Below are 12,561 nucleotides of genomic sequence, written 5' to 3' on the forward strand. Positions count from 1 at the left end.
ATTCGTCATTTTTGGAATCCATCACACTGAAAAATAGTTTATTGTTAAACGAGGAGAATAAATAGGTTATTTCATGAAAAAAGGTAACCTGATGGGTTAAAGATGCAGTGCTTCACACCCTTTTTAAATGCCAAAAATATTATCTTTTATAACTATGAGGTATGAATATGGAATTGAAAAATCAAATCATTTATATCAGTAAAAAAGTATTGAATAGTATTAAGAATTTCAAATTTAATTTTGAAACTTCTATATTTATCTTTGATAAAGAGCTAAATGTTTTATACTCTAAGAGTAATTTTGAAAATGAAGATATATGTAACGTGGTTATAAAAGAATCTGTTGAAAATAATGCATTTGTTTTAAGTACATTGCAAAATACTACTGTAAGAACTAAAAACCAAATCTACGGGAAGGATTTTAGTGTCATATCTTCCCCCATCCATGAAATTAAAAATAAGGAATTGCAAGGATATGTAGGTATAATAACAACGGATGATAGTGAAAATTTCAAAATGATTTCTGAATTGCTAGCTAATCAAATCTCCTACGAGTTACATGTGCATCGTGAGAAATTATTAATTGAAGATATAATAAAAACAGATACATCATCTTTAATTACCAGGGAGCAACAACATAAAGTTGAATTGCGAATAATAAAGAATATAACTCAAGGTCTCAAAGATAAAGAAATAGCTGATAATCTGCATATAAGTGTTTCTACAGTTCGTAACTATGTAAATAAAATGTTTGAAGAATTAGAGATAACCTCCAGATCACAATTAATCAGCTTGTACTATGAAAATAAATTGTATGACATTCTTAGCGAAATAAAGATAAAAAACCGCTATTTTTAGTAGGAGGAATTAAGATTAGTGGAGTCAGGATTTTTTATACACTAGGGATAACATCATTAATTGGTGCTGCACTGTTCCCAGTAGGCTATGTAAAATCTTTCAATATATTTATCTCGTTGTTTATTTTAGGTATGGTACTTATCTTAATCGCTCAAATTCAAAAAAAGAAAAATAAATGATGAGATTTCACTATAAGTTTATATTAGATGGTTGAAATCATTAATCTGCTTGATAGTTCAAATTTGACTACACAAAGGTTTATAAAAAAGCTGAGGATTACCTTTCCGCTAAAAAGCTAAATAAAAACCCCTCGCATCAATGCAAGGGGTTTTTTTGTTCAAAATCATTTTTCCATTACAGGCTTATAGTGTCCGGGTATGCTTCTGGCTGAAATAGCCAATCGGTTCCAGCCGTTGATCGTGATGATTATGGTAACGAGATCGATATATTGTTTTTCATCAAAGTGAAGGCGGACCCGCTCATACAGATCATCAGGGACACCGTTTGCAGAAATGGCCGTGACCGCTTCCGTCAATTCCAGCGCTGCCCTTTCCGACTCAAGATAGAACGGCGATTCACGCCAAGCACTCAAACAGTAAATTCTTTGTTCCGTTTCACCCATTGCCCGGGCATCCTTTGTGTGCATATCCAAGCAGTACGCACAGCCGTTGATTTGAGACGCACGAATTTTAATCAATTCGATTAACTTGCTATCGATTTCCGTTGTTTTCTTGTACTCCTCGAGTTCCATCATCAATTTGACTACTTCCCGATTTGTCTTCATGTAGTTAATGCGTTGTTCCATGTCTATCTCCTCCATTAAATCTTTTTAGGTTTCACTTATAAGACAAAATAGAGGATTGATTTGTGACATACCCTCTGTCCATTCTATTAAGGAACAGGAATATGAGTTAATTTATCCGGATTTGAAACAATGAAGATTTTCCGGATATTTTCTTGTTTTGGATCTAATTCAAAGCAGATGACTTTGATAGGCTGCCCGTCTTTCATTTGCAAAATTCCTTCCTGACCATTGACCATCACCGGAAGAAGCTCTCCTATGAAACCTCCTTTAGCAGAAACTCCTTTAAGAAAGGAGGATACGCGCTGTTTGTTTACAATTGGATTTAAAGCAGAAAGCACTTTTCCTCCGCCATCAGTGACAAGAACGACATCTTCTGTAAGGATATCCAAAAACTCCTCAAAGTTCCCTGTCATTGATGCTTTTATGAATGTTTTTGCCAAAAGATCGACATGTTTTGTATCCTCCGGAAGGACTGGCATATCATTCTTTAATTTCCGCTTAGCCCGGCTGTAGATCTTTCTGCAGTTCACTTCATTCTTTTCCAGCATCTCGGCAATATCCTCATAGCTGTAAGCGAATGCTTCTCTAAGCACTAACACCGCTCTTTCAACAGGTGACAGCTGTTCCAGCAAAACGAGGAAGGCATAAGCAACCGTTTCATCTGTTACAACCTTATCTAAAGGCTGCTCTTTTTCGTTTACCCGAGGTTCAGGCAGCCAAGGTCCTGTGTAAACCTCTCTTCTCTTCCGGGCTGATTTTAAAAAGTTTAGACAGCGATTTGTCGTCATTTTCGCAAGATATGCTTTCATGTCCTTAATTTGGTCGGTATCAAGCTTAAGCTGCAGGAATAAATCATGAACGATATCTTCTGCGTCGGTAATCGATCCAAGCATCCGGTATGCGATGGAAAAAAGAAAAGGTTGATATGTCTTATATAATGTATCCAACTCCACTTGCTTCACCTATTTTCTATCAAATTCATTTTCGAGAACGTATGACCCTTTCCATAATTATTCTCTAAACCAATCATTTATCCTTCTTCACCTGGTATAAAGCATTCATTCTAAAATTGATATAGTTTAATTCAAACAACATAAAAAAGAGCAGCCAAAGAGCTGCTCGATTCGTTCTTGTTCAGTATATCCAGGCATATATAACCGAATTCACCACTTACCATATTTAATATCGAATGAAATCTGCTATTAAAATAAATACAGCACCTATTACAATCCATATCAATAACAAAGGCCAGAAGAATTTTACCCATTCTTGATATTTAATTTTAGAGACTGCTAAACTTCCCATAAGCATGGCAGAGGTAGGGAGAATACAGTTTGAAAGACCATCTCCTAACTGATAAGTAAGGATGGTCGTTTGTCTCGTAACACCGATCAGGTCGGAAAGCGGTGTTAAAATCGGCATGGTCGTTGCTGCCATACCCGTTCCTGAAGTAATGAACACATTCATGATTGTCTGAAATATATACATGCCAAGAACTTGGATCGAACTTGGCAAATGGCCTACTGTTGATGCAAGTCCGTTTACAACTGAATCGATGACATGCCCTTGCTCCAACACTACGACTACACCTTTTGCCAGACCAACAATAAAGGCCCCGAAAGTAATATCCCTTGCCCCCTGAACAAACTCACTGGCAATTTTGCTCGGCCCATATTTAGATATAAAGCCAACAATCACACCTAATGTTAAGAAAAATGCAGCTAATTCTTCCATCCACCAGCCTTTTTTTGAAACACCCCAAATTAAGAAGCTAAATCCTATCAACACGGCAAATATCGTTAAGTAATGATTGAGCTTCATGGAGGATAAAGTGGATATATCCAAATTCTCATGCTTTTCCTCTTTTTCTAAGTCATATACAATACCGGCTTGTGGATTTTTTTGCACTTTTTTTGCATATTTAATGATATAAAAACTCGTGACAATTAGTAAAACCACCAAGATGATTCCCCGTAACCACATTCCTGAAAACATCGGAACTTCAGCAATGGCTTGAGCGATTCCTACATTGAAAGGATTAAGGAGTCCAGCTGTAAATCCGACCGCTGCGCCAAGCGTCACCATCGCTGTTCCAGTCATGGCATCATAGCCTAATGACCTTGCAACGGCAATGCCAATTGGCACAAATGCCATCACTTCAGCTGACATTCCAATCGTGAATCCCCCGATTGAAAATAGAGTTAAAAAAATAGGAATAATGACGATTCCTTGGTTCATGAAAGTCTTTCCAACCCTCGCAGCCACGGCTTCAATCGTACCTGTGGAATTAATGATTTGAAATACTCCACCGACAATGAAAATAAAGAAAACCGTATCACTTGCATCAATAAGGCCATGAACAATCGCTAAAGGGACTTCGAATATACCAATGGGGTTGTTCTCTACAGAATGGTAAGAGTTTTCCACTACTACCGTATTTCCTGTTTTTTTATCTTCCACTCTGTCAAACTCACCTGCGGGTACTAAATAACTTAATGCAGCTGCAATCAGGATCATACAAATAATAATTACAAATGTGTGTGGCATTTTTATTTTGCTTTTTTTGAATGGGGGTTCACTCTTTATTTTTCCGACGCTCACTTTACTCATTTTCCCGTACCACCTTCAACATTATTTCCACCTGTATTTCCTGGATCCACCCCGCAAAATGGAAGCTTTCTTTATCTTCCATTACATGATTTAGTAGCTTTCCATGCTTCGAATTCTCCCCGAATTCCTTGAATATATTGAGGGTTCATACATACTTCGTATGCCGTCATCGCTAATGCCTTTGCCGCTTTATTCAATCCGATCATCCCTCTCTCCGATGCTGCTGCTTGTACAAACTCCGGAGTATGGGTTATTGCGTCATCCGTTATTTTGATATACGGATGAATCGTTGCAGTTACTTGTCCAACATTACCAATATCCGATGAACCGATTCCCCCTTTTGCAGGCGGGTCACATACTACCTCCCCTAACAACTCCAGGTTGTCTTTAAATAAGGCAGCAAGCGCTTTATTATTATTTCGTTCAGCATATATCAGCCCTTCGGTTATCTCGATTCTGGCACTGACAGCTTCTGTAGCATGACGAGCTGCAGCATATACTTTCTCACGAACAACATTTAACTCTTCCACAGTGCTTGCTCTCAGTAAAAACTCCGCCTGGCAATAGGCAGGAACTACATTTGTTGCATCCCCGCCCTTTGTAATGATCCCATGGATTCTCACATCATCTTTAAAAAATTGACGTAAGGAATTGATGGCAACAAAAGTATTAATGACTGCATCAAGAGCACTAATTCCTTTTTCCGGAGCAGAAGACGCATGAGAGGCTTTTCCATAAAACTTAAAAGATGCATCCACACATGCCAGACCCCCACGCAATACCATTGTCTGTTTTTGCGGATGACACATCATGGCTACATCCACATCATCGAAAATGCCATCCTCTACCATTAAAATTTTCCCTCCGCCTTCCTCTTCCGCAGGCGTCCCTAATACGACGATTTTCCCCGGAAGGTCAGGGTGAGCATCTTTCAATGCTAATGCTGCTCCAATGGCTGATGTTCCAATAATATTATGGCCACATCCATGGCCAAGTCCTGCCAGTGCATCATATTCAGCTAAAATGGCAATCGTCGGACCGCCGGGGTGCCCCTCCCATGTTGCCCTGAATGAAGTTTCTAAATTAGCAACCCCTTTTTCAACCGAGAAGCCCGCCGTCTCTAAAGGCTCTATCAACCATTTCATTGCCTGGTACTCTTGGAAACTAAGTTCTGGATGAGCATGAATGTTTAATGCTAGCTCACGTAATTCAGCATCACGGGCATCAACAGCCACTTGAATAGATTTCTTTCCTTCCACAACATTAATTGACATAAATATACAACCTCCAAAAGATTCAGAAAATTAAATGTTTATTTTTAAATATTACGTTCACTTCAATGATAAGTAAAATTAAGGTTTTTTTATGAAACTAAAAAATTCTTTTATAGTTTAAATAGTAACAACCATGAATATTTAAAAATTCATTGAACTTTCTGTTAACAACTAACGCAAAAGGAGGGTTCGGATTGGTCTCATCTTGAATCAGCAAGGAGCGAATTACGGAATCAATACTTGGGGATTACCATAATTTCAAAACAAGACTTGGTTATAATCCATGATTTTTTACTGTTTTATATGGAGTGGAATCCTCCCTGGATTGAAGAAATTTGCGACACTCCTACCGAATAACTGGCTAGCCGATACCCCACAGGCGCTTGCTTTGATGCGGCTTGGCAGACAGTCGGCGGAAAGGGAGCGGATTTCTGAAATCAAGCTGGAACTTTTTTTTAATAAGGCTTTGCTAAAGATTAATGTTGATTTTTGAACAAATAAAAGAGACCACCTAATAAGTGATCTTCTTTAGTGCATCCTATGGAACTAACGCACCCTATAGTTTAAGAAGAAACCTTCACATTCTCTTACGTGTATCAAAAAAAAGGATGGAACCAATGCGATCCCATCCTAAAAATCTTTATTGATTGTGTTTCTTTTCCTCTTGTTGTTTATGCTTCTCTTCTTTTTGCTTATGCTTCTCTTCCTTTTGTTTGTGTTTCTTTTCCTCTTGTTGTTTATGCTTCTCTTCCTTTTGTTTATATTTCTCTTCCTCTTGTTTATGTTGTTTATCCTCTTTATTTCCATCAATATCAAATGGTTTATCTTTATTATTTTTTGTAACTGGTGGAGCTTCTTCAGGATTTGCACCTTTAATGAACAGTTCATTATTCACCTGGTATACATCACTAGGCTGTTGGAAGCTACTTTGGTCTGTTCCAAACGCTTCCAGCATGGCCTTAAACATTGGGTGCGAGATTTTAGTTGTATTTCCATCCATATAATTACCTGGACCATTTTTAGTATATCCAGTCCAAACCGCCATAGTGTATTGCGGTGTATAACCAGCAAACCAACTATCATTTACCGAACCGGATGGATATCCATATTGTGCTCTGGTTTTACTGTCAAAATTGGTTGTGCCAGTTTTTCCAGCCACATCTAGTCCAAGGACATCTGCTGTTTTTCCTGTACCAGATTTTACGACTGTCCGTAACATATCCGTCACCAAATAAGCTGTGTAGTCATGCATAACACGTTTTGGCTTTGGAGTTAAATTAACAACTCTGCCATCAGGATAGACAACTTTACGAACAAAATGTGGTGTATTGTATTCACCGTTATTTCCAAAAGCACTATATGCCCCTGCCAGCTCTAATGGATTAACCGTATTACTTCCAATCGCATATGATTCGTACACCTTATTATTATTAAAAGTAATACCCAGATTTTCTGCAAAGTTTTGTGCTTTATCCATCCCTACTTCTTGAAGGGTAAGGAGTGCTGGAATATTGTATGACCATTGAAGTGCTGTTCTAATCGACAACATTCCGTGATATTGATGATCCCAGTTAGAAATAGATTGACCATTTGAGTAGGTTATCTCATGATCATTAATTTGGTGTGCTGTAGACCATTTTGAATTTTCAATAGCCGGACCATAATCAAAGACTGGCTTGAAAGTAGATCCTGGTTGACGTTTAATATCAACCGCAAAGTTGTTGCCTCGGAAGGAAGCTTTATATTGGTTTCGACCGCTTCCAATAGCTCGAACTTCTCCTGTTTTTGTATCTAAAAATACGAAGGCTCCTTGAAAATTGTCATTTGGATAAGAAATAATCGTATCGGTGTTCATTATTTTGTCCGCAAAGGTCTGAGCTTTTGGATCTAGCGTCGTATAAATAGATAATCCATCCGAACTGATATCTACATTTTTCAGCTTTCTTTCAACTTCTTTTACAACAGCGTCCAAAAACGCCTCGTACGGCATTCCATGTTGTTTCTTTTTTTGAACAAGTCCTGATGTAACTGGAACCTTCTTTGCATCCTCCAATTGCTTTTTCGTAATATACCCTTGTTTATACATGGCTTCTAAAACAATATTTCGACGATTTGTTGCAGCTTTCACATGTTCGGGTTCAGTGGGATCGTAATAACTTGGACTCTGTGGGAGCCCCGCCAACATAGCGGCCTGCGGAAGCGTTAATTTATTTAGATGATCGGCATCGATTCCGTAGTAATTTTTGGCGGCAGCTGCTACACCATATGCCCCGTCTCCAAGGTAGATCTTATTTAAATACATCATTAAGATTTCATGTTTAGAATACTTTTGCTCAAGCTGATATGCCAAACTCCATTCCTGTACCTTTCGCTTTATTGTTTTCTGTGGGGACAAAAAGGAGTTTTTGATGACCTGCTGTGTAATCGTACTTCCGCCTTGAGATCCGAAATCCCCTTTTAGGTTCTTGAAGATTGCTCTCGCAGTTCCTTTTATATCAATGCCATTGTGTTCATAAAAATGTGCATCCTCCGTGGCAATGAAAGCATGTTCCAACATTTTTGGAACTTGAGAATACTTAATTTTTGTCCGCTTTTCTTTACCATATTCGTAAAGGAAATTCCCGTTTTTATCGTATAATTTGGTAGAAAGCGGATCGACTAGTTTTGAAGCATCTATTTTAGGTGCATCCTTAATCATTGCTGTAACCGTAACTGCCCCTATTCCAATTGAAACAACACCTAACAGTAAGCACCAAAGTAAAACTTTTTTCAAGAAAGACCTTCTTTTAGGGGAGTTTTTACCTTTTTTTTGATCTTGTTTTGTTTTTTCCACTTGTTTTCGTTCCTGACGAGAACGATACGTTTCTGACATTAATCTTCTCTCCCATATTCAAGTTACTCAACAAAATTGAAGAAAACTTTGCAAAGAAATAACCTTTTATTTACTCACTGGTCATTGATGATCAGTATGGTATTTAATACAATGCATTTCATGCAAAACCTGTATATAACGTATTAAGGAAGAATTTATCCTATACTCTCCTTGGTCGGTTTTCGCAATAAAGTAATTACTTCGTACTATCTTATCTAATACATCTTGTAGAACGTCTTCCTTCTTTACATCTGGCACTTTTATTATTTTTTCTCGTTTAATATCATTTTCCAAGGTATAACAAACAATAAAGTTCTTCAAATTAAATCCCCCTTTCGAGAACCACTTCTGATTGTCTTAAGTAGGGAAACACGTCTACTTATTTGAAGCGAATAGTCTTAAAATTTATATACTGAATAAGAATGCAATTATCGACCAGCTTTGTCTTTCAAAGACGTTATTCATGAAGCAAATACCCATGTTGATAAAATGATGGATAGCATTCCTACTATTTTTGAAAAATACCTTGTATACCATCTATAAATATTTTATGAATACCATAGATACAGCCTAAAAAGGTCAAAGCGTGTATAGAAAATTTCATTTTTTTCAGTCCATTACACAGTCCATTTATATTAATTCGAAAGGAACCCTAGTAATAAGGGGGCACCTCGATTCCCCCCTCTATATAAAGACCAAATCTGCACTTTAATCAAATAAAAAGCCACCAATTATGGCAGCCGGATTTTGTTCCCGTTTATAAGCACATTCTCTTATTCTATATATTATGTTCGTTTTACGTAATAACCTGGATAACTTACCTTTCTATAGACCATAATAAGATTTATCCAATAGACACCCTAAGGATCTTGGTGTTTGTCTGAAATCCATCCTTGAAGCTTTTCAGGGATGGATTTTTATTTTTTACTTTTCTTAGCTGAATAATATTTCTCAAGAGCGACTTAAAAGAGAGCTGGATTTTCAACCCGTCTTATGGCACTAACATGCCCCGTTAGTTCATCAAGATGATCAACAACACTCTTTAACATAGCCTTTAATAAAAAAACTGCAGGCAAACTCGCTTTTCTTCGAGTTTGCCTGCAGTCTGAAAGGCGAACAACCATTTCAGTTGTTCTCACTATAGCAATATAGCTTTTTGATTTCACTCACAAACTTGGAAACACTGGCTAATTGTAAAGAAGATTGCCGGTATATCATCCATGTTCTTCTTTTTAGTTCTTCACCATTTTTTAAAATCAAATCATGGGAAAACAAGTCATCATTTTCTTGCAAAAAAACACGAGGAATAATGGCATACCCAAGCCCTCTTTTCACCATTTCTCTGCATGTCTCATAGCTATCCACTTGCATCATCATCAAAGGAGGTGATGTAAACCTTTCATTCCACCAATGATCAATACTCATTTCAGAAGGAATTTGCGATATATTTCTATATTTCAGCAAAACATTCGGTTCTTTACGATTAATCATCGGCAATCCCGGAAGGCTATCAACAGGTATCTCATCTTTTGAAATGATGCATATATTTTCTTCAGCAAGAAGATGCTTTTCATCGAACCATTCATAATCGCCTTTTACAATCGCAACATCGATCTCCCCTTGCATGAGCAATTCCATCATTTCCGTACTGAAGCCCGTATCAACATTTAAATGGACCATAGGACAATTGACCATGTAATCTTGTAAAATGGAAGGCAGGTTATAAAGACCGAAATGGCTGCTTATCCCTAACTTCAAACTACCCTTTGTTTCACTTCCCATATTCAATAAATACTCTTTGGTTTGACGTAAATCTATGAGCATTTTTTTTGCATAGCTTACCAAATATTCTCCAGCTGGTGTCATTTTAATGTTTTTTCCGTTCTTGGACAATATTTCAGTTTGGTTTCAATTTGCCTTACGCGGTACGTTAATGCAGGCTGGGTCATGTAAAGTCGCTCCGCAGCTTTTGTCAGATTCTGGTCTTGGTATAAATATTGCAAAATTAAACAATCTTTCTCATCCATAAGTTTTCGCCACCCCTAATAGTTTCGCAGCCTAATAATCAACGGTTTCAGCGATCCTCAATCATTCTATGTACAGAGATATGATGCTCCCCTTCCTTCATACTAACTCAGGAGTGGTTCCAGGACTTTGCTTAAATCGGTCTTCATGATGAACTTCAATCGTTTGCAAGAAGCTTTGCATGGAGTTTGTCATATAAGCATCTTTACGGTGAATGAAGACAGTCGAAATATTGCCGTACTCTTCCGGAATTGCATGCACGTGTACCTTTTCATTGGCTGTAAGGTGATTTACCGCTGATTGTGGTACGAGGGTAATGCCAAGACCGAGAGTTACGCTGGTTAAGATCGTTTCCAATACATTGAACTCCATGATCCTTTTGGGCATCACTTCTTCTTCTTTCAGCCATTGTTCCAGTTTAGAGCGATAGCCACAACCCTGACTGAATACCAAAAATGGTTCTGTTATAATTTCTTCAAGGTCAAATGTTTCATTTCTTGTAACCAATACAAGTTTTTCTGTACACACATCATATGGCTGAATGAGCGGATGTTTAATCGGTCCTGTAACGAAAGCTCCATCCAACCTATGTTCAATGACATCTTTAATTAGGTCTTCTGTTAACCCCGCCTTTATGGATAAATCAACATTTGGATACTGTTTATGATAAGAGGCTAGAATCTTGGGAAGATCGGTGACCGTTTCAACTGTACCTATGTTCAATATCCCTGTAGGTGTTTCACTATCCAGGAATACTTGCTTGAGTTCTTTCACATCAAGCAAAATTTTGTTTACATACTCCAACATTTTTCGAGCCTCTGCAGTTAATGACATACCACGTTTATGTCTATTGAATAGAGGCGTCCGTAACTCCTGCTCTAAATGCTTAATCCTCGCCGTTACATTGGATTGGACGTAATTCAACTCAACAGCCGCCTTACTTATGCTGCCATATTTAGCGACGCACTGGAATATTTGCAAATCCCTTATTTCCATAAAAGTGACCCCCTTTCTCAACTATCATTAATAATGATGATTATATTCATTTTAAGTCATTTTACATGATAATGACTTTATCATAAGGTGTGTATAGGAATTTAATCAATCATTATTTTTTGAGGGGAAGCTTTTATGAAAAAAAATCAAGTTTTAATCGGTGCACTTTTATGTTTGACAGCCAGTATTTCCTGGGGAGCCATGTTTCCAGTTGCAGAAAGGGCATTAATGTATATTGATCCTTTTTATTTCTCTTTTTTGCGATATTTAGCTGTTAGCGTAATTTTAGGGATATTACTTTTAATGAAAGAGGGGAAGGAGTCATTTAAGCTGGAAGGGCAAGGAAAGAGGTTATTGTTTTTCGGAACGATGGCTTTTACAGTATATAACTTTCTCATTTTCGCAGGTCAGGACTTACTGGGACATAACGGGGTAATTGTTGCTTCCATCATGGAATCATTAATGCCCATGATCTCAATTTTAATAATGTGGGTTTTCAAAAATTCCAAACCCATGAAATATAACATCGCCAGTATGCTCCTTGCCTTAATTGGGGCCATTCTTGTCATTACAAGTGGCAAATTATCATTCCTATTATCATTGAAAGATAGCATCATTCCTCTACTTTTCATTCTCATCGGGGTGATAGGCTGGGTTATATATACAATGGGCGGCAACCAATTCAATGGATGGTCAACACTCCGCTATTCGACTTTAACATGTATTTTAGGAACTTCGGTATCAGGAATCATAACATTATTTGCAAGTGTACTGGGCCTGTCTGTCCCTACAGCAGAGGTTATGCAATCCATTTATGGCGAAATGATTTTCATGATTATTTTCCCCGGTGCCATAGCCCTTTTAAGCTGGAATTTAGGCATAAAACTTTTAACGCCGATCAATGGAATCCTATTTATTAATTTAGTGCCAATAACCACGTTGGCCATCGTTTTCATCCAAGGAGGATCACTATCATCATTCGAATTACTGGGAACTTTTTTAGTGATATATGCATTGATTCAAAACAATTATTATCAAAGAAAAAACTCGCCTTCCCAAGTTGAGGAATTGAATCCAAGGAAAGTAAAGAGAATCGTTTAAACATAAAGGTACAAAACATCA

General features: G+C 37.5%; 12 protein-coding genes. 3 read left to right on the plus strand and 9 right to left on the minus strand.

Going from position 1 to position 12,561, the window contains the following annotated elements; genetic code table 11:
- Positions 1-167: 167 nt before the first annotated feature.
- Positions 168-857: a response regulator transcription factor gene (locus ABIE66_RS22435; protein ID WP_370016352.1), complete on the plus strand. Its 690-nt coding sequence runs from the start codon at positions 168-170 to the stop codon at positions 855-857.
- Between the two features lie 343 nt (positions 858-1,200).
- Here ABIE66_RS22435 and ABIE66_RS22440 read toward each other — a convergent pair whose 3' ends face one another.
- From ABIE66_RS22440 to ABIE66_RS22455, 4 genes are all read right to left on the minus strand, one after another.
- Entirely contained in the window at positions 1,201-1,662 is a 462-nt protein-coding gene (locus tag ABIE66_RS22440; RefSeq protein WP_289326398.1) for a carboxymuconolactone decarboxylase family protein, read from the minus strand.
- Positions 1,663-1,748: 86 nt separating this feature from the next.
- Positions 1,749-2,615, minus strand: a complete 867-nt coding sequence (locus ABIE66_RS22445) for an RNA polymerase sigma-70 factor (protein ID WP_370016353.1) — start codon at positions 2,613-2,615, stop codon at positions 1,749-1,751.
- A 226-nt stretch (positions 2,616-2,841) separates the two neighbouring features.
- The gene (locus ABIE66_RS22450) at positions 2,842-4,272 is read right to left on the minus strand and encodes a YfcC family protein (RefSeq protein ID WP_370016354.1); all 1,431 of its coding nucleotides are present in this window, start codon (positions 4,270-4,272) and stop codon (positions 2,842-2,844) included.
- Between the two features lie 71 nt (positions 4,273-4,343).
- Positions 4,344-5,546, minus strand: a complete 1,203-nt coding sequence (locus tag ABIE66_RS22455; RefSeq protein ID WP_289326400.1) for a M20 family metallopeptidase — start codon at positions 5,544-5,546, stop codon at positions 4,344-4,346.
- Positions 5,547-5,829: 283 nt separating this feature from the next.
- On the opposite strand from ABIE66_RS22455, the gene ABIE66_RS22460 reads away from it, so the two are divergent.
- A complete protein-coding gene (locus tag ABIE66_RS22460; protein WP_370016355.1) occupies positions 5,830-6,039 on the plus strand; it encodes a hypothetical protein in 210 nt (69 codons plus the stop codon).
- A gap of 147 nt (positions 6,040-6,186) precedes the next feature.
- Here the strand turns inward: ABIE66_RS22460 and ABIE66_RS22465 are convergent, their stop codons facing one another.
- The 5 genes from ABIE66_RS22465 to ABIE66_RS22485 all read right to left on the minus strand — a co-directional run bounded on the left by ABIE66_RS22465 (position 6,187) and on the right by ABIE66_RS22485 (position 11,439).
- Complete coding sequence (locus ABIE66_RS22465; protein ID WP_370016356.1) at positions 6,187-8,418, minus strand: transglycosylase domain-containing protein; 2,232 nt, start codon at positions 8,416-8,418, stop codon at positions 6,187-6,189.
- A gap of 81 nt (positions 8,419-8,499) precedes the next feature.
- Complete coding sequence (locus ABIE66_RS22470) at positions 8,500-8,739, minus strand: hypothetical protein (RefSeq protein ID WP_370016357.1); 240 nt, start codon at positions 8,737-8,739, stop codon at positions 8,500-8,502.
- Positions 8,740-9,543: 804 nt separating this feature from the next.
- A complete protein-coding gene (locus tag ABIE66_RS22475; RefSeq protein WP_370016358.1) occupies positions 9,544-10,284 on the minus strand; it encodes a substrate-binding domain-containing protein in 741 nt (246 codons plus the stop codon).
- Positions 10,281-10,445, minus strand: a complete 165-nt coding sequence (locus tag ABIE66_RS22480) for a helix-turn-helix domain-containing protein (protein ID WP_370016359.1) — start codon at positions 10,443-10,445, stop codon at positions 10,281-10,283. Before ABIE66_RS22480 ends, ABIE66_RS22475 begins: the two co-directional genes overlap by 4 nt.
- Positions 10,446-10,542: 97 nt before the next feature.
- A complete protein-coding gene (locus ABIE66_RS22485) occupies positions 10,543-11,439 on the minus strand; it encodes a LysR family transcriptional regulator (protein WP_370016360.1) in 897 nt (298 codons plus the stop codon).
- Positions 11,440-11,574: 135 nt separating this feature from the next.
- Here ABIE66_RS22485 and ABIE66_RS22490 point away from each other — a divergent pair, with 135 nt between their 5' ends.
- Complete coding sequence (locus tag ABIE66_RS22490; RefSeq protein WP_370016361.1) at positions 11,575-12,540, plus strand: DMT family transporter; 966 nt, start codon at positions 11,575-11,577, stop codon at positions 12,538-12,540.
- The last annotated feature ends 21 nt before the right edge of the window (positions 12,541-12,561 follow it).

The sequence above is a fragment of the Peribacillus sp. B2I2 genome (assembly GCF_041261685.1).
Lineage (GTDB): Bacteria > Bacillota > Bacilli > Bacillales > DSM-1321 > Peribacillus.